This window comes from Micromonospora tarapacensis (assembly GCF_019697375.1).
Classification (GTDB): Bacteria; Actinomycetota; Actinomycetes; order Mycobacteriales; family Micromonosporaceae; genus Micromonospora; species Micromonospora tarapacensis.
On sequence record NZ_JAHCDI010000004.1, the window covers coordinates 779,916 to 800,528 of the forward strand.

At 67.3% G+C, this 20,613-nt stretch carries 24 protein-coding genes and 1 pseudogene; 12 read left to right on the plus strand and 13 right to left on the minus strand.

The annotated features are described in order from the left end of the window. Positions 1-118: 118 nt before the first annotated feature. Together KIF24_RS09575 and KIF24_RS09580 are read left to right on the plus strand one after the other, a co-directional pair. On the plus strand, positions 119-1,171 hold the full coding sequence (locus tag KIF24_RS09575; protein WP_221083712.1) for a hypothetical protein: 1,053 nt from the start codon (positions 119-121) through the stop codon (positions 1,169-1,171). Between the two features lie 34 nt (positions 1,172-1,205). Further along, positions 1,206-1,508, plus strand: coding sequence for a winged helix-turn-helix domain-containing protein (locus tag KIF24_RS09580; protein ID WP_331461054.1), 303 nt, complete (start codon positions 1,206-1,208; stop codon positions 1,506-1,508). Positions 1,509-1,550: 42 nt separating this feature from the next. Here the strand turns inward: KIF24_RS09580 and KIF24_RS33835 are convergent, their stop codons facing one another. Next, positions 1,551-1,685: a hypothetical protein gene (locus KIF24_RS33835; RefSeq protein WP_269440605.1), complete on the minus strand. Its 135-nt coding sequence runs from the start codon at positions 1,683-1,685 to the stop codon at positions 1,551-1,553. 148 nt (positions 1,686-1,833) lie between these two features. On the opposite strand from KIF24_RS33835, the gene KIF24_RS09585 reads away from it, so the two are divergent. Next, complete coding sequence (locus KIF24_RS09585; RefSeq protein WP_331461055.1) at positions 1,834-2,193, plus strand: hypothetical protein; 360 nt, start codon at positions 1,834-1,836, stop codon at positions 2,191-2,193. Positions 2,194-2,299: 106 nt separating this feature from the next. After that, a complete protein-coding gene (locus KIF24_RS09590) occupies positions 2,300-4,015 on the plus strand; it encodes a hypothetical protein (protein WP_221083713.1) in 1,716 nt (571 codons plus the stop codon). Positions 4,016-4,136: 121 nt separating this feature from the next. Here KIF24_RS09590 and KIF24_RS09595 read toward each other — a convergent pair. Then, a pseudogene (locus KIF24_RS09595) lies at positions 4,137-4,559 on the minus strand (kinase); the annotation flags it as partial. Positions 4,560-4,602: 43 nt separating this feature from the next. Between KIF24_RS09595 and KIF24_RS09600 the strand changes: the two are divergent. Next, on the plus strand, positions 4,603-4,806 hold the full coding sequence (locus tag KIF24_RS09600) for a hypothetical protein (RefSeq protein WP_221083715.1): 204 nt from the start codon (positions 4,603-4,605) through the stop codon (positions 4,804-4,806). Between the two features lie 90 nt (positions 4,807-4,896). Here the strand turns inward: KIF24_RS09600 and KIF24_RS09605 are convergent, their stop codons facing one another. Next, positions 4,897-5,376, minus strand: a complete 480-nt coding sequence (locus tag KIF24_RS09605; protein ID WP_221083716.1) for a DUF6326 family protein — start codon at positions 5,374-5,376, stop codon at positions 4,897-4,899. A 221-nt stretch (positions 5,377-5,597) separates the two neighbouring features. Here KIF24_RS09605 and KIF24_RS09610 point away from each other — a divergent pair, with 221 nt between their 5' ends. Next, positions 5,598-6,824: a sensor histidine kinase gene (locus KIF24_RS09610; RefSeq protein ID WP_221083717.1), complete on the plus strand. Its 1,227-nt coding sequence runs from the start codon at positions 5,598-5,600 to the stop codon at positions 6,822-6,824. 28 nt (positions 6,825-6,852) lie between these two features. Then, on the plus strand, positions 6,853-7,539 hold the full coding sequence (locus tag KIF24_RS09615) for a response regulator (protein ID WP_407939905.1): 687 nt from the start codon (positions 6,853-6,855) through the stop codon (positions 7,537-7,539). Positions 7,540-7,832: 293 nt separating this feature from the next. Here the strand turns inward: KIF24_RS09615 and KIF24_RS09620 are convergent, their stop codons facing one another. Both KIF24_RS09620 and KIF24_RS09625 read right to left on the minus strand, forming a co-directional pair. Further along, positions 7,833-8,525 carry a hypothetical protein gene (locus KIF24_RS09620; protein ID WP_221083719.1) on the minus strand — a complete coding sequence of 231 codons (693 nt, stop codon included), beginning with the start codon at positions 8,523-8,525 and terminating at the stop codon, positions 7,833-7,835. Positions 8,526-8,884: 359 nt separating this feature from the next. Then, positions 8,885-9,313 (minus strand): hypothetical protein, encoded by a 429-nt coding sequence (locus tag KIF24_RS09625; protein ID WP_230415433.1) that lies wholly within the window; start codon positions 9,311-9,313, stop codon positions 8,885-8,887. 852 nt (positions 9,314-10,165) lie between these two features. On the opposite strand from KIF24_RS09625, the gene KIF24_RS09630 reads away from it, so the two are divergent. Beyond that, positions 10,166-10,843: a hypothetical protein gene (locus KIF24_RS09630; protein ID WP_221083720.1), complete on the plus strand. Its 678-nt coding sequence runs from the start codon at positions 10,166-10,168 to the stop codon at positions 10,841-10,843. A 90-nt stretch (positions 10,844-10,933) separates the two neighbouring features. Then, positions 10,934-11,473, plus strand: a complete 540-nt coding sequence (locus KIF24_RS09635) for an ATP-binding protein (protein ID WP_221083721.1) — start codon at positions 10,934-10,936, stop codon at positions 11,471-11,473. Between the two features lie 215 nt (positions 11,474-11,688). Here KIF24_RS09635 and KIF24_RS09640 read toward each other — a convergent pair whose 3' ends face one another. Continuing rightward, on the minus strand, positions 11,689-12,153 hold the full coding sequence (locus KIF24_RS09640; RefSeq protein ID WP_221083722.1) for an SRPBCC family protein: 465 nt from the start codon (positions 12,151-12,153) through the stop codon (positions 11,689-11,691). 189 nt (positions 12,154-12,342) lie between these two features. Between KIF24_RS09640 and KIF24_RS09645 the strand changes: the two genes are divergently transcribed. From KIF24_RS09645 to KIF24_RS09655, 3 genes are all read left to right on the plus strand, one after another. Continuing rightward, positions 12,343-12,702, plus strand: coding sequence for a hypothetical protein (locus KIF24_RS09645; RefSeq protein ID WP_221083723.1), 360 nt, complete (start codon positions 12,343-12,345; stop codon positions 12,700-12,702). 196 nt (positions 12,703-12,898) lie between these two features. Then, a complete protein-coding gene (locus tag KIF24_RS09650; RefSeq protein ID WP_331461057.1) occupies positions 12,899-14,242 on the plus strand; it encodes a hypothetical protein in 1,344 nt (447 codons plus the stop codon). Positions 14,243-14,461: 219 nt separating this feature from the next. Further along, positions 14,462-14,689 (plus strand): hypothetical protein, encoded by a 228-nt coding sequence (locus KIF24_RS09655; RefSeq protein WP_221083725.1) that lies wholly within the window; start codon positions 14,462-14,464, stop codon positions 14,687-14,689. A gap of 172 nt (positions 14,690-14,861) precedes the next feature. Here the strand turns inward: KIF24_RS09655 and KIF24_RS09660 are convergent, their stop codons facing one another. The 7 genes from KIF24_RS09660 to KIF24_RS09690 form a co-directional block, all read right to left on the minus strand. Beyond that, positions 14,862-15,683 (minus strand): hypothetical protein, encoded by an 822-nt coding sequence (locus tag KIF24_RS09660; RefSeq protein ID WP_221083726.1) that lies wholly within the window; start codon positions 15,681-15,683, stop codon positions 14,862-14,864. A gap of 209 nt (positions 15,684-15,892) precedes the next feature. After that, positions 15,893-16,885, minus strand: a complete 993-nt coding sequence (locus KIF24_RS09665) for a hypothetical protein (RefSeq protein ID WP_221083727.1) — start codon at positions 16,883-16,885, stop codon at positions 15,893-15,895. A 252-nt stretch (positions 16,886-17,137) separates the two neighbouring features. After that, positions 17,138-17,560, minus strand: a complete 423-nt coding sequence (locus tag KIF24_RS33840) for an HflX-like GTP-binding protein (RefSeq protein WP_331461058.1) — start codon at positions 17,558-17,560, stop codon at positions 17,138-17,140. Positions 17,561-17,613: 53 nt separating this feature from the next. Further along, positions 17,614-18,447, minus strand: coding sequence for an orotidine-5'-phosphate decarboxylase (gene pyrF, locus KIF24_RS09675; RefSeq protein WP_221083729.1), 834 nt, complete (start codon positions 18,445-18,447; stop codon positions 17,614-17,616). A 327-nt stretch (positions 18,448-18,774) separates the two neighbouring features. Then, positions 18,775-18,996 (minus strand): Rossmann-fold NAD(P)-binding domain-containing protein, encoded by a 222-nt coding sequence (locus KIF24_RS09680; protein WP_221083730.1) that lies wholly within the window; start codon positions 18,994-18,996, stop codon positions 18,775-18,777. Positions 18,997-19,014: 18 nt separating this feature from the next. Then, a protein-coding gene (locus KIF24_RS09685) for an IS5 family transposase (protein WP_407939906.1) occupies positions 19,015-19,892 on the minus strand; the annotation gives its coding sequence in 2 pieces (ribosomal slippage) (positions 19,015-19,526 and positions 19,526-19,892; 879 coding nt in all). Next, entirely contained in the window at positions 19,879-20,577 is a 699-nt protein-coding gene (locus KIF24_RS09690) for an SDR family NAD(P)-dependent oxidoreductase (RefSeq protein ID WP_221083731.1), read from the minus strand. Before KIF24_RS09690 ends, KIF24_RS09685 begins: the two co-directional genes overlap by 14 nt. Between the last annotated feature and the right edge of the window lie 36 nt (positions 20,578-20,613).

Here is a 20,613-nt window from a genome sequence, read left to right on the forward strand (position 1 = left end):
GGCTCACTGAGAATCCGCCTCGCCTCGCCCCCCAGACGGCGGCCGGGCACGAGTCCGTCGTCACGCCGGGCGCACCGCTTGAACTGTCCGCCGGGACCGCGACCGGCTACGACGCGCCATGCCGGAAAGCACCCGCCGCGCCTACACCGGAGACCTGCGCCGCTTCCTGACCTGGTGTGCCGTACGCGGCCTGATGCCCGCCGTCCCACCGCCCACCGACGACCGCCTTGCCGCAGACCTGCAGCAACTACTCGCCGCCGACACCGACCCGCACCTGGTCGTCACCGAGTACGTCAACGCCCTGGCCGACGCTGGCCGCGCGCCGACCAGCATCGAACGCGCCCTGGCCGCGATCACCGCCGCGTACCGCACGGCGACCGGCGATCGGCTCCGCACCGACGGCCCCCGGGCGGTACTGCGTGCCTACCGCCGCAACCGGGCCGCTGACGGCACCGGGGTACGGGTACGCAGAGCCACCCCGGTCACCATCACCGCCATCACGACGGCGCCGCCGCAACCGGCCACGCCGACGTCAGCACGCCCACGATCTGCGTCACCCACACTCACCCTCGAGACTTGGGACTGCATTACGCGCGTGCAGCCTATGGATACAGAGGTGAACGTGTCTCCGCGCTCCTGCCGTGACTTGCCAAGGTGGAAAGTCATCGCTACTCTTTCCGTACTGGAAAGAGAGGAACCTGTGGTCATTTTCCCCGACGACCCCACGCCGGATGAGGCGACGAGGGCCTTGACATCGATCGAGCGGATGAAGCAGTTCGGGCTGAGCAAGGGCCTGTATTCGCGATGGTTTGCCGCAGCCGTGTCATTGTGGTCCGCCGCCATGGCTGTCGCCACCGTCTACGACGGCCCACTCGCTACACGGAGCGTCGCTACCCTTCTCATCGCCGGGCTCCTGGCCCTCGGCGCGTGGCGGCACCACGTCGTGGCGCGGGTGAGGGCCGTGCACGGCACTGCCGAAGCCCTCGCCATCGTCGTGGCCGTGCCGCTGGTGATGCTCGGATTCGGATTGTTCGCAGCTCAGGCGTTCGACGCGTCCCGGCAGTGGTGGATCCCGTCGGCATCCGGAGCGGTCGCGGGTCTGGTGCTCTTCACGGTGCTCGAGCTTCTGCGCCACTCGACTCGACGAAGGGTCACGGGACGACCGTCATGAGCGCCTGCACCCCCGCGTCCGCAGAGACGCCGTGGTGACCGTGCCCCGCCTCGATCCGGTCATTCACGCACCCCACCGCCTGCACATCTGTTCCCTGCTGACCCCTCTAGACGAGGCCGAGTTCCAGGTGCTGCGAGAGGCGCTCGGGATCAGCGACTCGGCACTGTCCAAACACATCAAACAGTTGGAGGATGCAGGCTACCTCAGGCTGCGCAGGGCTACGCTCAACGGTCGCCGGCGGACGTGGGCGCAGCTTACGCCTACCGGACGGCGGGCCTTCGCCGCACATGTCGATGCGCTGACGGAGATCGCATCGCTCGCGCACAGCTCCCAGTAGTGTCGTGTGGTGCCGACGCCGCGAGCGGGGCGGCCCGTCGGTTCACGGATCGAGACCGCGATCGAGGCCTGCCCAGGGATCGCGGCCTGCACGGCTCGCGCCGGCCGGGCAGACACGACGGAACGTGCCGTCGACATCCAGCAACAGCACCGGGCGGACATCGCGCCTGTCAATCATCAGCGGCAACATTGTGGGTGCCGAGAACCTCATCCATCCTGGTCACAGCAAGCTTGATCATCGAGGTGGGAGGCTCCGGTGAGACGTGGAACTCCTCGGCTGGATGGTGATGGCCCGTCTACATTGGGCACTGCGCGAGGATGGGGATGTGCTGTTTCGACTGGCGCACCTCGGCGTGATCAACACCCTCGCCCTACGCCGGCTGCTGCCGATGATCGACCTCGACAAGGGCACCGAGATCCTCGCGTTACGACACCAGATCATGGTCCTCGAACGGCAACTGCACGGCGACCGGGTCCGGTTCACCCCAGCGGACCGGGCGTGGCTTGCGGCTCTGCTGCACCCGCTGCCGCGAACCGTGCTGAGCCATTTGCGGTGCTGGTGCGCCCGGAGAACGTTCCATGATCTGCTTGATCCTGGAGTGTCCGGCAAGTCGGATCAGGGCGATCGTGGGCGTGGCCCGCCATCGTGGTCGCATTCTGCTGGCGGTCACCGGTGCCGCCGTTGAGGCACCGTACGAGGATAGTTGTCCCGATGGCGGGGACGGCCCAACCGAGCTACGGATCATGACCTTGACGACTGCCACGGCCAGCGCCGTCGATACCGGTGTGCGCGTGCCAGCGCCGTTTGGTGTGAAGGAGGTGCTCGGCGCGAGCCTGGCCTGCGACGGCGAGGTCGTGCACCTGTGGTTCAGCGCGGTCATTGGTGATGGGCGCTGGCGGATCTATTACACGGCCAGCGCCGACAGCGGCGCCTGGTCCCCGCCCGCCGCGGTTGCCGGTCTGACTCTGGCGGGTGGGAGCGAGCCGGCGCTCCTGCCTTCGGTGCTGCGGCGGCCGGACGGCTGGTGGATGTGGCACGCCGGCAACAACGGGCGAGGGCGACGTGTGCATGTCGCCCGCTCCGTCGACGGGCGGGCGTGGCAGCGCTGTGGGACGGCCGTGGATCACGGGGAACCGGGCAGCGCGGACGTCGACGGCGCCGATTGCCCATCTGTTGTCGAGGCCGCCGATGGCACCCTGGTCATGGCCTACGGCGCCGCCAACTCGCGCAGCATCGCGGCGGCGGTATCCCGCGACGGCATCGTCTGGCGCAAGCTCGGTCCGGTCCTGCACCGCAGGCTCGACGGTCCGGACTCCCGCCGTGTCTGGTATCCGGTGTGGCTGCCCACCGGGCCGGACACGGCGGACCTGCTCTACTCCGGGCAGGACGATCACGGCCGCTGGAGCATCCTCACCGCCGGCCGGGTCGACTTGGCGCTGCTGGCCGCACGGCCCACTCCGCTGCCGCTGACGAGCGCGGCCGGCGCCGCGCTCACCCACATCCGGGCCGCCGTCACCTCCGACTACCTGGTCGAGCCGGACTACCACCTGCCCGCGCTGGTCTACCGCTCGCCGGACGGCCGGGTCGAGCAGCTCCGGCCCAGCACCAGCCCGGTGTTCGCTGTCCGGGACGGGCACGGCTGGCCGGCGGGAGTGGTGAAGCTCGGCCGGGACCGAGCGGGGGTCGAGCGCGAGTTCTCCGGCCTGCAGGCGCTCGCCCGCTACTACCCGGTCCCGGCCGCGACGCTGCACTATCGGCGGGGGCAGGCCGCCCTGGTCATGGAGCACCTCGACGGCATCCCCCTCGCCCGTTTGGCCGGCACCGACCCGGACCGGTTCGAGCGCGTCCTCGACGACGTCGCCACCTGCCTGGCCACCGCCGCGCGGGCCACCCTCCTCCCCGCCGATCAGGTCGACGGGGCACCGGATCACACCGAGGAGGCCCCAGCCGTCCTCGCCGGCTGGGCCGCCGCACTCGCCACCCGACTCCGCCCGTGGGCCCACCTTCGGCTCACGCTCGACGGCTACCCGCTCGACTTCACCCTCGCCGACCTCATCGACCTCACCCACCGCCGGCTCGCACAGCCGCCGGCGTGGGTCGTCCACGCCAGCGGCGACCCGCACCTCAACAACATCCTCGTCGCCCGGGAGGGACGGCGGTGGTGGCTGCTCGACTGCGAGTACGCCGGACTGCACGACCTGGAGTACCTCCTGGCCAAGCTGGTCACGTCGTGCTTCAAGCACACCGGGCTGCTCACCACCCAGGCGACCACCAGACGCGACTGCCTGAACCTCACCGCCGACGTCGAACACCCGGTCGCACGGCGGCTGTTGACCACGCCGTGGCTGCTGGACCGCCTCGCCAGGCTGCCCGTAGACCGAGAGCGCCTGGCTGCCCATCTGCTGCCGCTGCTGTACTTCCGGTTCACCACATCCGACGGCCGCCCGCCCGCGTTCGGCGTGACCGCCCTCGTCCTCGCGGCCGGAATGATCCTCGGCGAGCGATAACTCGACACCGAGTCCCCGCCCGGCCGGAAAGAGGGATCAGCGGGGTATCGGTGGCGACCGATCTTGGCGCGCCGAACGGCTGGGGCCGGGCGTGGCTCGATGTGCCACGCACTGGTCGGGTTCACCCGGCGACCGGACTGGGGACGGCGAGGCCAGCGGCGTGCTGGATGAACGCCACAGTCTCCTCCAGCGAGGAGGACTCGGGGATCACCAGCTCGTCGTGCATGCCGAGGAGGTCGCGGGGCCGGTACCAGCCGCGCATGTCTTCGGCGGTGAACTCGGCCGCCTGCGGCCGGAGCGTGTGCCGACGCAGCGTCTCCTCCAGTGACACGTCCAGGTAGAACACGTACGTGTCACCGCGATGGTCCCGGCGCAACGCCGAGATCATCGGCCCGTACCGGTGAGAGATGAGGATCCCTTCGAGGACCACGTGGTAGCCGTGCCGCAGGGCGAGCCGCACGGTCTGCGAGATCAGCTCGGGGGCGAGGCCGCCGTCGACGTCGCGTTCCCGAAGGACGATGCGGCGCAGGTAGTCCTGCTCCAGCTTACCGACCGCCATGCGTGGCCGAATAGCCTCTGAACTGGGCATGCACTTCGTGAAGATGTTCGTGACGTCGGCGATCGGCGTGCGGATCCACGACGCCGATCCCTCGCAAGACCCAAGCCATGCAGCGACCGACGCGCAGAGCTGGATGCAAAGCGTCGCGCTCGCATCGCGGCTAGATGAGGATGGATTCGTCGGCCCGCGTGCTGTCTGCCGGGGCCCCGCCCGGACACCGGACCGTTGGTGAGCAGGTTCTGCGTATACCGCGACTGAGCTGGTCACGGTCGGCCCGGTGTCCGCGGCGGCGGGCTTCACGCCGTAGGACTTACACGGATACCTACTGTCGAAGGTCGGTCGTCGCGGGGCCGGCTGGGACGGCGGGGGTTCGAGGCCATTTCCAGGCCGAGCGCAGGATGAAGGCCAGGAGCAGCACCTCGATTCCGATGGAGAGGCCGTAGAAGGAGGCCCAGTCCCAGGACTCACCTACCGCGTTGAACACCGAGAAGGGGATGTAGAGCAATGCAACGACGAGGTTCGTGGCGCGGTTCACCCGGGCCGGCAGCGTCATGGAGAGCATCCCCATCAGGGCCGGGATCGCCACGGACGCGACGAAAATGGTCAACAACGTCGGGCTGATGTCGAACTCAAAGACGACGCCACCCCGGATTTCGTCGATGGCGCCAGGCTTGTAGAGGTGGAAGTAGTCGACGTAGATGTAGAGGAACATGAAGCTGGTCCATGCTGCCGCGAGCTTGGCCTGCACGGGGATCGGCGGGTTGTCGAGCAGGCTCGGGGTGTTTGTTCGGATGTCGCTCATCGTTTCTCACTTCCTTTCCGCATCATTCGTTGGTGCAGGAATGGTCGGAATTGGTTTCGGAGTCTTTCTTTGGCTGTCCGTTCCGGCCATGTGGAACAGATTGCTGGAGCGGCCGGATACGCCGCTACGAGCCGAGGTCGATAATGGTGTGTCCAAGGTCTACACCGCGGGATCAACTTTGGTCGGATGCCGTGGGCCCGGACCGGCCGTACCCTTTGATCATGACGGCGCCGGCGGACCCGCAGGATCGGAGCCCGCTACCGGCGGGCGTGATCAGCGATGCTGGCAACGACCCGGTGCGCCCGGCCGGGCCTACGGCGCGCGATCGGCTGGCCGACGCCCTTTGTTTCCTGCTGGCCGTCGGCGTCACGGTGCTGACCCTGGTCGACAGCCGCGCGCAACACATCGCACCGGCGCCGCTCGCCGTGGACCTCATCCTCGGCGCGCTGTGCTGTCTCGGGGTATGGCTGCGCCGGCGCTGGCCGGTCGGCTTCGCCGTGGTCGCGGGTCTGGTCAGCGTCTACTCGACGTCGGCGGCGGGCGCGGCGCTCATCGCGCTGTTTACCGCCGCGGTCTACCGGCGCTTCGCAGTGGTCGCCCGGATCGTGGCCGGGTACGCGCTCGTACCGTTCCTGACGCTGCTGGTCCGTCCGGACGTCCCGGTCGGACCCTGGTCGCAGATCATGCTGGGCGTCGTCTTCGCGCTCGCGGTGCTCGCCTGGGGCATGTTCGTGCGGGCCCGGCGCCAGTCGCTGCGGGAGCGGGCCGGGCGGGTCGAGGCCGAACAGGAACTGCGCGTCGCCGAAGCCCGCCAGGGCGAACGCAACCGGATCGCCCGGGAGATGCACGACGTGCTTGCCCACCGCCTGTCCCTGCTGAGCCTGCACGCCGGGGCACTGGAGCTACGCCCCGACGCCGCGCCGGAGGAGGTTGCCCGCGCCGCCGGGGTGGTCCGCGACAGCGCCTACCAGGCGCTGGAGGACCTTCGCGAGGTGATCGGCGTCCTCCGCACCGGTGTCGACCGGTCCGACGAGACGCCGGAACGGCCGCAGCCCACCCTGGCCGACCTCCCTGACCTCGTCGACCAATCGCGGCGCGCCGGGATGCGGGTACGGCTCGACTGGCAGACCGACGCGCTTTCCGCCGTACCGGCTGGTGTGGGGCGCAGCGCGTACCGGATCGTGCAGGAAGGGCTGACCAACGCCCGCAAGCACGCCCCAGACGCCGAGGTGGCCGTCACCGTCCGGGCAACCCCGGGCGACGGCGTAACCGTCGAGATCCGCAACCCGTACCCGGCCGAGACCAGCCCTGCCGGCATCCCCGGCGCCGGCATCGGCCTCATCGGGCTCACCGAACGGGCCGCCCTCGCCGGCGGACGCCTCGAACACGGCCCCACCCCCGCCGGTGACTTCCGGCTGGGGGCCTGGCTACCGTGGCCTACCCTCTGATCGCGGCCGGAACCGGCCTCCGGCCCAGGTGAGCACGGACAAGGAGCCCAACGTGAACGCACCGGTGCGGGTCCTCATCGTCGACGACGACCCGCTCGTGCGGGCCGGCCTCACCATGGTCATCGGCGGCTCGCCGGACATCACCGTGGTGGGCGAGGCCGGCGACGGAAGCGAAGTGGCCGCCGCCGTCGACGCATACGCCCCGGACGTGGTCCTGATGGACATCCGCATGCCCACCCTCGACGGCCTCGCCGCCACCGAACAGCTGCGCGCCCGACCCAACCCACCCGAGGTCATCATCCTGACCACCTTCGACGCCGACGAGCACGTCCTCCGCGCGCTACGCGCCGGGGCCAGCGGCTTCCTGCTCAAACACACCCCACCCGCCGAGATCCTGCGCGCCATCGCGCGGGTCGCAGCCGGCGAACCCACCCTGTCGCCGACCGTCACCCGACGGCTCATCGCCCACCTCAGCGACACCGGCGCCGCCGCCCGGCAACAGCATGCCACCACCGCGCTGCATCAGCTCAGCGAACGCGAACGCGAGGTCGCCATCGCCGTCGGGCACGGCAAGTCCAACGCCGAGATCGCCAACGAACTGTTCATGAGCGTGGCCACCGTGAAAGCCCACATCTCCCGCATACTCACCAAACTCGATCTCAACAACCGTACCCAGGTCGCCCTACTCGCCCACGACGCCGGCCTCACCGGCTGACACCGGAAGCCTTCTGGCCCCCGCCCGCACCCGGCGTGGGCAGGCGAGCCGACCCGCTGGCCTGCGAGCCGGCCAACCCCTCACCGCCAGACAGCTCAGGCGGGGGCCATCGACCACTTGCTATTGCCAACTTCCGCATATCGGCATGTCCGCGCGCCGAGCCGCGGCTACGGGCTGTCACGCCGCATGGTGCCGGGATCATGGTGGATCGCTCTGCCCGTTCATGGTCTTGCTCACCCCTCGACAGAGGGTGGTGGCCTTGGCTGAGGCAAGCCACTCGCGCCGGGCAATGGTCACTGAGGACGGTGGCAGGTGCGTCCCGGTTCGACCACCTGGGAACAGAGCGTGCACCACGGCGCCGGCACGGTCTCGTGGACGGTTGCCCTGAAGACAGTGGGGTTCGCCCCAGCAGCCTGCGCCGGCGTTCGGGCGAAGTACCGCAACGTCCACTCGTCTCGCTCCTGCGGCCACCCGATCAGCCTGGCCTGGAGGGCGATGCCCGCGGTTTCGTCGAGCCACCAGAGTTCGGTCGGGCCGGTCGCCTCGGGCACAGGTTGCGGCAGATGCCGTTCGGCCACCACCGGCATGACGTCACGCGACGTATAGCAGGTGAAGGTCCGGTGCCACCAGCCGCTGACCGCAACGAGCAGTGCGTGACTCTCCAAACGCTGGTCGACGGAGCGGTCGACCACGCGGTAGAACCAGTTGCCGGGTCTCATCGCGGTCCGGCCATCTGCGAGAACATCGACGGCCCAGGTTCGGTCGCCGTCCAGGATGCCGGTGAAGGCCGGCCCGAGCGGGCTGCGGTGAGCTGCCGGGTCACCATCGAGGCCGTAGTTCGTACCGTTGGAGCCAACAACCGGGTACCACAGGCCGCCGTAGCGCTCCTCGAACCTGATCATCGCCTCGACCAACTCGCAGGGTGCCGGCTCGGTTCGGTCATCCAAGCGGAGAACGGCCATCGAGCGGATCTGGGTGGCGGTCATGCGGGGCATTCGGCGGGACCGTTGCGCGAGGAAAGCCCGGGCACGGCCGGACAGGCTCACATCGTCGAGAACATATACCCGACAGGCTACCAGCAGCGACTGAACGTATCCGTGAATCGTGAGGCCAGGCACCGACAGGACGACCGCCTACGCCAATCGCCCGCGCTCGGTTTATGGCCGTTGGCCTGCTGCAAACTCCGACCGATGACGCACTCAACTCGGCACGACCGTACTTGGGGAGGTGCGGGGCGCCGTCAGTGATGTACACGCAGAGTGACACGGTCAGCCCGCCGACGAGCCCGGTCGGCGGCAGATGCGGATGGCTGTGCGCGCGGCAGATCCTACTTCCGTCATTGGACTCAGATCCACGTCCAAGGACGGATCGCTTTCCACACGCGTCCGCGCCAACGTGCACGTTGCGGATGGAGGAAGAATTCTATGTCCTCCAGGGCGTTGGCGGCGGTACCGCTGATGTGTGGAACCGACCGGGCTCGGTGCAGCGCGGTGACTACTCGGCGTTCGTCCAGCTGGCGATAGACCCTTGCCAGATGTCCCAGACATGTTGCGGCAAGGGCGCTGACTTGGCGGTCGTCGTGCTTAAGCAGCTGGAGATGCAGTTCCTGCAGCTCTTTCCAGTCTCCGTCGCCGTACAGTGCGGTGCCGACCGTGGCATCCAGTGCTACAGGAATGTCGCCGCGATCGAGCGCTGCGCGTACCTCGGCCGGCGTCGCTGACGGCGGGTTGTGGAAGACATGATGCTCGTGGCGCACAGTCACATCCTTGCTCACGCGAGTCGGTCAGTAACCCCTAGATCACGGCGAAAGAGCACATTTATTTACTGATCTTGAGATCGCAGCGCGGTACGGCTATGCTGTCCGGCTGCCCTAGCAGCGGCCAGCAGACGACATAAGGAGTAGCCGCCGATGAGCCAGGGCTTGCGCGACGACCCGCGCGACGAAACGCCGCTACAGCCCGTATACCCTTCAATCCACCGGGCGCCTCCGTCGTCCTCTACGAAGGGCCGATCGCCGGTCTCGCCGATGACGAGCGGCTCGGTCGTATCGAGCTGGACTGTGGACCGAGAGTCGGTGTGCGCTGGCGAGCCGAACTACAACCAGAAGACCACCGCCTCGAGCTCGGCAAGGCGTCACTCACGGTACAACGGGCTGGACGGGATTGGACGATCGACGCTCACGAGCGCAGCAGCGGCGAAGGCTGGATCAACGTGGCCGCGTTCCTGCGGCCGAACGTCCGTCTGCAGCGAGTCCTGGTCCAGTGGATGAACCTGCCGAACATCATCGGGCCGATCGGCCTGTTCGTCTCCAGCGGCGACACCAAGCGCTGGTGGCTGGGGCGTTGGCGGGCCGACATCGATGGCTGGCGCCTGACGTTGGACGCGCGCCCCGACTACACCGAAGCCTTAGATCACGCACACGAGACGCATCTCTACGTGTTCACCCACGTGATGGAAATCCGCAGGACCGATGACAGCCATTTCGACGTCGATGCCGTCATGCGGCTCCTGGACTGCCTGCGGGTGACATTCTCGTTCGCCTTCGGCCGCTGGGTGGCCCCTGTCCTACCGGTCGGGTACGACCCCGCCGGGAAAGTGGCCTGGGAGATGTGGACCTCTCCGATCTGTGATCCGGCCAGGTCCATCGGTTCACCGTGCCTTTACCGGGGACGGCCGAACGACCCTGACCGAACTCGTCCGGTGCGCCGTCCCCGCGTTCAACGACACCGCCAAGCCGGGCAACACGCGCTTCCAGATGTCCCTTGCCATTCAGGCCGTAGAGGCCGGTTACGTCGAGCAGCGCATCCTGGCTGCGGCGCCAGCCCTGGAACACCTTGCCTGGACCGAACTCGTCCTGAACAACCGATGGACCCGCAAGGACTACGAAGACCGTTACGCCGAAGACCGGCTCCGGTATCTCCTTCAACTGGCCAACATCCCCACCGACATCGACCCGACTGCGCTGCCCGCCCTGGCCAAGTTCGCTCAGGCGAACCGACTCGACGGACCGACCGCCGTCACTCGGATGCGCAACCGCTTGATCCACCCGCAGACACCTCAGGACCAGATCTACAGGCACGATGGGATCGTCGAAGACACCTGGCAGCTCTACCGCCGCTACGCCACGCTGCTGTTGCTGCACTCCATCGGCTACCACGGTGAATACATCGACCCGGTTCGAAATATCGGATGGGTGGGCAACACCGTGCCGGTTCCATGGGGCACCGCTACCCCAATCCCGACACCAGCGATGCCGCCAGCGAAGAGCACCTTCCGACGGTCAAACCGGCGGACGGCAAGGTAACCGCGATCCAAGTGCCTCTGAAGAGACACCGGTCAGCGGCAGAAGCGTGCAGTCGGAGTCAGTAATGATGAGGCGTCCGTTCGGAGGGTGATGATGGGGCAACCGACACTGTTCCTGACCGTGGGGCTCCCCTGCACTGGGAAGACCACGGCCGCTCGGCGCATCGAGATCGAGCAGGAAGCGCTTCGCCTTACGAAGGACGAATGGGTGAAGGCTCTCTACGGGCGCGAGAACCCGCCATCGGCCGGGGACGTGATCGAGGGACGGCTCCTCCAGATCGGGCTGCGCGCCCTCGACCTCGGCAACAACGTCGTGATCGACTTCGGCCTCTGGGACCGGAACGAGCGCTCCGCGCTACGCCAGGCAGCAGCAGACCTCGGTGCGGCGGTGGAGATGCGCTACTTCGAACTCACCCTCACGGAGCAGCGGAGACGACGCGACCAGCGTCAAGCCGCAGCGCCACACACCACGTGGCCCATGTCCGATCAGGAACTCACCGAGTGGGCTGACCGCTTCGATATCCCCGCGCCAGGTGAACTCGACGGCAGTGAACCCGTTGACGGCCCACCGGCCGGGTTCACGACATGGGACGAGTGGCGCAGGCATCGCTGGCCGCCATCAGTCTGCTGAGGCCTGCTCGTCACACGCGCCACCGCCCCCGTCCACCGGCAGGATCCAATCCGGGCAACTGATCTTCGTCACGAAGTGCGAACCGCGCCACACGCGGCAGATCCGTGCGTTGCTGGAAGCCGCCTGCGCTGACCCTCATCGCGATAGTCGGCCTTGCGCGCTGCGGCGGCGTCTGCCCGGTTCGGGGCGATTGCATGTCCCGGGTTCGTTGGGCGTTACGGCTTGGGGGCTTGTGCCAGGTACGTGATGTGGGCTGCCCGTTGTATCAACAGTCGGCGTAGGTAGGGCGCGATGAGCGCCCAGGTGACCACTGCGCCCAGCGGCCCCAGGGGCGCGCTGATGGTCATGCGGTCGGTCATCTGTGTGCGTAGGCCGTCGAGGTCCTGGAACTGGTGCTCGTGGCGCAGCGAACGGAAGGGGCCTCGCGTCTGCTCGTCCACGAAGTGGTACGGCCGTTTGTAGGCGGTGATTCGGCTGGTCATGCGCCAGGTCAGTCCGAGGTGGCGGGCGTGGAAGGTGACTTCGTCGCCGAGGGCGAGTTGACGTCGTCCGGTGCTGGTCGTGGCCGTCTCGCGGCTGGCGTGCAGGGACGCGGTGTGGACGTCCACGTCGAGGGTCAGGTCGAACACCACACTCGGGGCGGCGTTGATGACGGACACGACCTCGACGAGCGCCGACACGTGGCGAGCCTAACCCTGGGCGATACCACAGGCCGCCCGGCCATGACTGCGTCCGGACGCCACAGCGGCCGGGCACCAACGTCGTCTCCGCGGCGAGCGCTCCGCGGAAGAGTGTGGCCTCGGTAGCGGAAGAGTGTGGCCTTGGTAGATGGGCTCGCTGTCGGCATGCCGGAGCGAGACGATGTATGGATGGCCGGGCCGATCGAGGAGACGCAGGGCGAGGTTGGCTGGTTCTGCGTTCGCTGCGTCTTGCGCGTGGGTGGCGACTCGGCGAGCCAGTTGTCCGAGGAACGGCTGACGTTGTGGCGGGCCGAGGGTTTCGACGAGGCGATCGGACTGGCCGAGGATGAGGCGAGCGGCTATGCGGCGGAGCAGCCCGACCTGGACATTGTGGGACTCTCCCAGGCGTATCGGCTGTTTTTTGGACCCAGGCATGGGGCGGAGGTCTTCTCGCTGCTGCGGGCCAGCGATCTGGACCCGTCGGCCTACCTGACGAGGTTCTTCGACACCGGCGAAGGGAAACAGGGCGACACTGATCCCGGCACCTGACCGAGCGGTTTCCAGCAAGCTTGCGCCGACCTCGAAACCATCCGCGGCCATGACCCTGGAGACCTCGGATGTTCGGTGGACCACATCGGCTTTCGGCGCCGGGCTGCCGTGCGTTCAACGAGGACGAGGTCGTGGTTGAGTTGCCGGGTTCGTTGATGATGTGTGGGTGTATCTGCGCCGTCCAGTCGGCTCTCGCGTGTTCGCGGTGGTTGTCGCGGCGTTGCTGGTGGGGTTCGTCGGTTATCTGGTGAGTTTGCAGTTCACTGTCGGCGGCTCGGTGTCCGGGCGTCTCTGCGCTGGCGTGTTCTCGCTGATCGTTCTGTTCACGGCGGTCAGTTTTCTCGGGTATGGGTTGCAGCGGTTTCAGGTTGATGTCGACCGGGACGGTTGGACGGTGCGGATCGGCCGGTACCGACGTGATCTGCGGTGGGCCGAGGTCTCAGCGGTGGTGATCGAGAACCGGGAGATCGAGGGGCGGAGTCACCGCCGGCCGGTTCCCGCGCTGTACCTGGTGCCTGAGCGGGGCGTCAGTCTGGACGTGCCGAGTGACCTGCGCGCCACCGTGGACGGGCGGGCGGCGGTACGGCTGTTCGACCTGAGCGACCTGAAGATTGAGGAGATGCAGTTCGTCCGTGACCTGGCTGGTCTGGCCGGTGACCGCCTTGACGTTCGGGTCCACCGCCTCCAGGTGATGCTGCTGAGCGAGGACGTCCAGCAACGGCTGAACGGCGGGACCGTTCTCTCCGCCTTCCCACCTGGCGCGCAGGGCGTGCGAACGCAGCGCTGGTTGAACCGGCGGCGCTTCCTGCTGTTCGTCGGCTGGTACCTGTTCGCCGTGGTCCCCGCGCTGCTGCTCACCGGCTTCACGGCCCGGCTGCACGAACTGCTCGGCGCCGCGGTCGCGGTCTTGGGCCTGCTCGCGGTCATCGCCGCGTACGCCCAGTTCGTCACGCTGTTCAGCGATGCCGCCGACCTCGTCGACATCGAGGTGACGATCGCCGGCACGGAACTCGTGCGGATGATCGGTGACCGCACCTACCGCGACGACATGCACGGCGGCACAGTCGTGGTGCTGCCACCGGGGGCGCAACGCGGCTACGGCAAGGCGTGGCTGCTCGGGTTCCCGCACACCGTGGCGCTCCTCGCCGATCCACGCACCGGACGGCTTCGTCACCACGACGACCTGCACGCCCTGTCGGCAGTGCTGCACCGGTCACCACATGCCACTGACCAGGCCGCCGCCCGCGACATCGACGACCTCGCCCTGCAGTCCCAGGTCGGCGACTCGACGGCGCCAGACGGCGCCGACAACGCCCGCCTGTGGATGTCGCTGACCAAAGCAGGCCGCATCCTGGCCTGGGCCGTCGTCGTGGTCTCCGTCCTGCTCACCGGCGGCTGGATGCTGGAGAGCACCCACTACCTGGGCGGCGCGGTCATCCTCATCGGTGTATCACTGGCCACGGTCTGGGCGCTCTACGCGCTGTACCGGATACTCGCGCTGCTCGGCGCGGCGTGGCAAGCGGTCCACAAGACCCACTGACCAGCTACAAACCTCCACCACCACAGTACCTCGGCGGCAAGAAGTCCCTCTTTCGTACTTTTGATCACGCTTGCCGGAGTCCTACCCGCAACCGTCCGCCAAGCCGCCACGCCGGAGGCGTCAGCCGAGGCCACCCTCAGCGACGAGCGCTCTGCGGCATGACCGGACGTCCGCGCTCTGCGGATGCGGTCATCTCGTTCGGCCTGAGATGCTCGGCGCATGGGCGATCGACCACCGGAGGGATACGTTGAGCCGATCTCGGTATGGCTCGTGGAATTCCTCGACAGCCGCCAGCCAGGCGAGAGGTTCCAAGCGGGAGCGTTCACTACGGAAGAAGAAGCCCAGCGGCTTCGAGAGGCCTTGGGGCAAGCCGGCGACTATGAAAACCTCTGCGTCAATCTGGTGCCAGTTCACGCCCGGCTGGAGGATTGGGACTGGGACCGCTGACTGTCCCACTCGCGGCTGGTGGCACTACGAGGTGGATCCGGAACCCCACGATGGTGGGACGCCTGACGCTCATCGATCCACGATGGGCCGCTGGGCGATAACTCGCGCAGTGCGGCAGATCAGGATGCCTGACGCACCTGACCGACCTGCGCCTGCGGTCTGGCCGGCGCGTTCAGATGCCGTTTGCTGCGGCGTAGAGCACGTACCACAGCGCCGCACTCAGGGCACCGCTTGAGATGGCTGCGGTAAGCAGCGTCGGCCACACGCGCCACAGGCGGTGCGCCGTGCCCAGCCAGGCCAGGACGACGATCGGAAGCACGATCTTGACGAGTTCCCCGACCACAACACCTCGGAAGAACTCTGCTTGGTACGGGTCGGACACTGTCAACATCTGCCAGGGCGGTGCCAGCATCACGGCCTGCCAGCCCTCGCCAGAGAGAAGGCCGCATACCGTCCCCGCAGCCAGCGCCGAGGTCGACACTTTGCCGACTCGCACGATATGGCCGAGCAGCCCGAGCACCGGTCCCCCGACGAGGGACCCGGTCAGCCACAGCGCCGTCATCATGGCAATCGAACGCAGCCCCAGCAGGTCGGCCGACGTGCCGTCCTCCAGGGTGCCCCCACTCCAGCGACGACTGACCATCAGCACAAGCAGGTAATAGAGCAGCGTGGCCAGCACCAATAGCGCGGTAGCACTGCCAACCGCTCGTTTAGCTGTGGCAGCCGAACGGCCGGCCAGGAACGCCGCCAAGCCCCAAGCGAAACCGCTGCTGGTCAGCGCGATCAAGACCTGCCCCACACCGCCCGCAACGAAGTCGGCCGCGAACGCGAGCAGGCCAAGCGCGACAGCGGCAGCCGCGACCACCGCCGTATGGGTACGACAAGATCCCCCAACAGCAACGTCGGTCACGCCCGCCTCCTCCGAAGGGTCGCCGACCATACCAAGATCGAGCATTGCCGCGGTTCCTCCCGGCACCGAAGGAAGCATCGGCATCTCGGCACGTCCGGACGGAACCCGGGCCGGCTCAGCGGGACGCTGCGTAGCGCGCGGCTCGCGGCAGATTAGGATGCCGCCCGTGCCAGGCGTCGGGCTGGTGCGGTACCGGCGACTGGCTATCCGGCAAGATCGTGTTTCGAGCTTCACTTGACGGGCGTCGCGCAGGGTGATGCCCGGACAGGCGCGATGCATAGGGTGTGGGGGACTTAAGCATCGATCTCGTAGCGGTACCAACGCCGGCGATCGCCGTCGACCTGAAGCCAGAGCATCTCGTCACGGCCGACTTTTCCCCGCGCCCAACCTGACGGTTGCCGGCCGTCTGGCAGCAGCAGCTGCTCGCGTTCCTTCTCGACCACGACGTCGCCGTCTCGGCGGGCTCGACGAATGTCCCAGCGGTACCTGCCGCCCTCCCGGTGCTGGTCGAGGAAGGCAACATCGGCGCCGGAGACGGCCAGGCCGGAGCAGCTTCTGATGGTGTTCGACATGACCGCCCGGACACCATGCGCGTCGAGTTCGACCAGGGGGAAGTCAGTGTAGGGACAGGCGTGTACGCGCTGTCGGCCGACGTTGAGGGCGTAGCAGTCGCACCAGGCCACGGTTGGGGTGTCGGATGAGACCATCCAGGGCTCGCCGCCGCTGCTGTCCCAGCGTGCCAGACCGATCATGAACCCGTACGAGCGTGTGCCGTCTGGATTGGCCGACCAGTAGCTCGACTCGTCGAAGTAGCTGGTCCAGATGTTGCCGTCGGCATCGGTCACGAGTTGCTCGATGCCGTCGCCCACATAGAACGACGCCCGGATCTGACCCCGGCTGTCGAACACCCGAAGGTTCTCCGTGAGGTGAAGCTGGTCCTCCGGCACCGGCTCCCCGTAGCGTTCGTACGAGACACCCGGCGGATCGCAGCGGGCGGCGGCCAGCACGACACCGTCGCCGAGAGTGTCGATGTCGGAGAACCACAGGTCAAGATCCGTCAGCGGGATCTCGTGAACCTCCACGCCATCACAGATGAGGGCGGTCGCGTCGTAACGCGGCGGCGGACGAAGCGCGGAGAAGTAACGAAAAGGGACGAATCCTTGGCCGGGATCGGCGACGAGGGCGACGAGACGGCCGAGGTGATCGATGGTGCAGGCCACGACCTCGAGGTGGGCGTAACGGTCCGGAAGCGTCGCGTCGAGCGCGAGCCGGCGGTCAGTGGCCATAAGCCTTTCTGGTCGTCATGCATTGATGATCGCACATCCAATGCGCACCCCGGCGTGCCGATCGGCAGCAGCCCGTATCCCCCCAGATCTGCCATCCTTGAGTGAACCACCGCCACCTCCGGGGCTGCCACCTGCCGGCACGAGCAAGCCCTCAGAGCCACCTACCCTTCGTCCGCACCGTGACGCCTGGTCATCGGCCAATCGAGGGCTGGGGTTACCTTCGGCGGCAACGACTCGCGGCAGATCCGCGTGCTACCCGCCGCGTGTGAAGAGGTCCTCACCGCTGATCACGGTGCAGCCGAACATCTCGCCGAGGACGGCCCGCTGGTGCTCAGTCAGCGGGTTCGCGAACACCACCACCTGAACCTGCCTGGCCCGACACGCATCGGCGACTTCGCGGGCCTTGCCCGCGCTCACCAATGTCCGCCGCGAGAAGGGGCAGCCATCTTGTCCGCACCGCCGTGCGAGACACCTCGGCGCTGAACGAGCCGGCCTACAACCCGCGCACCGTACGCCTCCACCGCAGCGGCCAAGAGGTCCAGTTTGGTGTTCATCTCGGAGTCCTTCGCTGAGAACAGGCCCACGAGTAACGCCTCGGCACCCGGCAGCGCTCGCGCTGACTCCGTTCGGCGTTGGATCACGCAGCGATCTGCCAACGCTGACCGCTGGGCGCACTCATCAGCACGAGCGCGCACACCCCGCCCACGCCGAACAGGTGAAAAATCAAGTTAGGGACGTGTGGTGGATGCTGAGGCGAGGCGGGCGTTGAGCGTGCTCGCTGCGCCGTGGGCGGCGTCGGCGAAGTCGTCTCCGGCTGAGGCGTACAGGATGTCGCGGGAGGAGTTGACGATCAGACCAAACGTCGCACCCGCCGTGCCGCCGCTCAGGCACGCGTCGATGTCGCCGCCCTGTGCACCGATCCCGAGGAGGAGGATCGGCATTTCCCCGACCGCAGTGCGGATGCGAGCGAGCTTGGCAGGATCGTTCGCACCCGCGGTGACCGCACAATTGGCGTGGACATTCCACTTCTCCGCGACCGTTCGACAGACGTGCTCGAACAGCGACGAACCGTCCGCGAGAGCGAGGTCCTGGAACTCGGTCGCCCCAGGATCGGAGTTGGCGCCCATGACGATGGCACCCTTCTCCGAGCGGCGGAGAAATGGATGGAGCGAGGCTCCACCGAAGTACGGGTGAACTGTCACAACGTCGGCGCCCCATGTGTCGAACACCGCAGTCGCGTAATACTCGTTGGTGTTTGCGATATCGCCGCGTTTCGCATCCACGATGACGAGGACACTCAGGTACCGATCCTTGATGTAAGCGATCACCCGCTCCATGGCCACGATCCCGTCGGCACCGAGCGCTTCAAAGAACGCACTGTTCAGTTTGAACGCGGCAGCGTAGTCGTGGGTAGCGTCAACGATCTCACAACAGAAGTCAGCGGTGCGACACGCTTCACTGCCCCGGATGACCGACGGCAGCCGAACTGGATCGGGATCGAGCCCGACACACACAAACCGCCCCGCAGCCCACCGGCCGCGCACCATCTCGTAGAAACCCATCGCCCCCTCCACCGACCAGGCTACCGACACAGGCGCTGGACCTGACCGGCCCCAGGTCCAGGAGGTTCATGCAACCCCGCCGCGAGTCGAAGCTCTGACCAGGGCCGCTCCCGAGCGTCCACTCATCGGCAGTTCGGGACGCTCCTGCACGGATCAGGGAGCTCGAAGGTCTCCCCGCCAACCGGCGCGCACGGACGGCGGCATGAGCGTGTACCGGTTGTCCATCTGCTCGTCCGAGCGGCCGGGGCTGGGTGGCCCGGTGTGTCGACGACGCGTGAAAAATTTCGAATGTCGTTGACACGGTGGTCCCACCACCCACCGAGTTCGTCACGCCGAGTCGGCCAGCCGTCCCGCGAGTAGCTCTTCGGAGCATCTCCACAGTTCACGGGCGAGATCAGCGTCGAGAGCTTGCGGGTTTCGCGGTGTAACGGCTGTGCGCTTGTAGTAGTAGGAACCCGGCTGCCAGTCCGTTCCGGGGGTGCCTTCGGTGAGCCACACGATCTGGTCCGCGCCCTGGTCGGGTGTGGACAGCCGCATGAGGCGCGGCATTAGGTGGTGTCCTGCGGATCATGGAGTGCGGTCGGGTACGGCACGGAGCCAGTCGAGCATCTCGATGAGGTCCAGTGTGGCTTCGTAGCTCTCGATGAGCTTGTCGTACCTGGTCGCCAGGCCTCGCCAGTGTTTGCGTCGACCGAAGCCACGTTCGACCTGGTTGCGGTGGGTGTATGCGCTGGTGTCGAAGTCTGGGGGACGGCCGCCTGATGATCCTTTCCTTGTCCGGTTGGCTTTCTGGTCGGCGCGTTCGGGGATCACGGCGGCAATCTTGCGGGCCCGCAACGCGGCCCGGTTCGCCTTGGACGAGTACGCCTTGTCCGCGGTCAGCGAGTCCGGACGCTTACGGGGACGACCGACGCCGCCGGGCCGGGTCACGGCGATCTGATCCAACAAGGGCACCAGTTGCTTGGTATCGGAGGCCTGGCCCGGGGTGATCCGCGTGGCGAGCGAACGGCCTCGCCCGTCGGCCATAGTGTGCACCTTCGTGGTCAACCCTCCCCGGGAACGACCCAGACCCTGACGTGCCTGCGAATCGGTGGTGGTGAGCCCCCTTTACGGGCACCGGCGGCGTGCTGGTGAGCGCGCACGACCGTGGAATCGGCCTGAGCGTCCCAGTCGATGTCACCGTCAGCCTCAGCCAACGCGACCACCTGCTGCTTGAGCCGGGTCCAGGTGCCGTCGGCAGCCCACCGGCGAAACCGTTCATGACTGGTCTTCCACGGCCCGTACCGCTCGGGCATGTCCCGCCACGGCGACCCGGTCCGTTTCACCCAGCAGATCCCGTTGATCACCTGCCGGTGATCACGCCACTGCCCACCACGACGGGACTGCGCGGGCAGCAACGGCTCCAACACCGCCCACTCGGCATCAGTCAAATCAAAACGCGCCACGACCAGAACAACGAACCACCACCAAGATCCGCCGGACACCACCTAGCGGCTTGGTGGCGAGGAAGCGGACGAGACGCATGATCGGGCTGGTGGTATCGGAGGCGAAGTTCGTTACGACGTTGCCTGGGTAGAAGGAGGCTGCCGAGATGCCGCTGGCGTGGTAGCGCCGGTGGAGTTCTGTCGTGAACAGGATGTTCTCCAGCTTCGCCGCACCGTATGCGCGCACCGGGTCGTAGTTGCGGTCGTGATCGAGGTCGTCCAGGTCGATCTCCTTGGCGAACCTCACCGTGCTGGAGGTCTGCAGCACCGACGCCCGTGACGCGGTGAGCGTGTCCAGGAGTCGCCGCGTGAGCAGGAACGGTGCGAGATGGTTGATCTGGAACGTCTTCTCGAAGCCATCCACGGTCTTGGTCTGCGCGCCGAAGACTCCACCGGCGTTGTTGGCGAGCACGTCGATCCGCGGGTACGCGGCACGGAGTTGACTGGCGAGGTGCTCGACATCGTCGAGCCGGGTGAAGTCCGCGACATAGCTGTCGACGTTGAGTTCCCTGGCAACAGCGCGGGTCTTCTCGACCGAGCGGCCCACGACGACGACAGTATGCCCGTTTCCGCGCAGCCGCCGGGCTGCGGCTGCGCCGATGCCGTCGCTCGCACCTGTGATGACGACCACCTTGTTATCGCTCATCGCTCTCTACCTCCGAGGGACTGGATCGCATATGTG

Excerpts from the sequence above, each read along its gene's own strand:
- KIF24_RS09575 (WP_221083712.1), top strand. The coding sequence starts at position 119 with ATGCCGGAAAGCACCCGCCGCGCCTACACCGGAGACCTGCGCCGCTTC.
- KIF24_RS33835 (WP_269440605.1), bottom strand. The coding sequence starts at position 1,685 with ATGATTGACAGGCGCGATGTCCGCCCGGTGCTGTTGCTGGATGTCGAC.
- KIF24_RS09600 (WP_221083715.1), top strand. The coding sequence starts at position 4,603 with ATGCACTTCGTGAAGATGTTCGTGACGTCGGCGATCGGCGTGCGGATC.
- KIF24_RS09605 (WP_221083716.1), bottom strand. The coding sequence starts at position 5,376 with ATGAGCGACATCCGAACAAACACCCCGAGCCTGCTCGACAACCCGCCG.
- KIF24_RS09610 (WP_221083717.1), top strand. The coding sequence starts at position 5,598 with ATGACGGCGCCGGCGGACCCGCAGGATCGGAGCCCGCTACCGGCGGGC.
- KIF24_RS09620 (WP_221083719.1), bottom strand. The coding sequence starts at position 8,525 with ATGACCGCCACCCAGATCCGCTCGATGGCCGTTCTCCGCTTGGATGAC.
- KIF24_RS09635 (WP_221083721.1), top strand. The coding sequence starts at position 10,934 with ATGATGGGGCAACCGACACTGTTCCTGACCGTGGGGCTCCCCTGCACT.
- KIF24_RS09645 (WP_221083723.1), top strand. The coding sequence starts at position 12,343 with ATGGCCGGGCCGATCGAGGAGACGCAGGGCGAGGTTGGCTGGTTCTGC.
- KIF24_RS09655 (WP_221083725.1), top strand. The coding sequence starts at position 14,462 with ATGGGCGATCGACCACCGGAGGGATACGTTGAGCCGATCTCGGTATGG.
- KIF24_RS09660 (WP_221083726.1), bottom strand. The coding sequence starts at position 15,683 with ATGCCGATGCTTCCTTCGGTGCCGGGAGGAACCGCGGCAATGCTCGAT.
- KIF24_RS09665 (WP_221083727.1), bottom strand. The coding sequence starts at position 16,885 with ATGGCCACTGACCGCCGGCTCGCGCTCGACGCGACGCTTCCGGACCGT.
- pyrF (WP_221083729.1), bottom strand. The coding sequence starts at position 18,447 with ATGGGTTTCTACGAGATGGTGCGCGGCCGGTGGGCTGCGGGGCGGTTT.
- KIF24_RS09680 (WP_221083730.1), bottom strand. The coding sequence starts at position 18,996 with ATGCCGCGCCTCATGCGGCTGTCCACACCCGACCAGGGCGCGGACCAG.
- KIF24_RS09690 (WP_221083731.1), bottom strand. The coding sequence starts at position 20,577 with ATGAGCGATAACAAGGTGGTCGTCATCACAGGTGCGAGCGACGGCATC.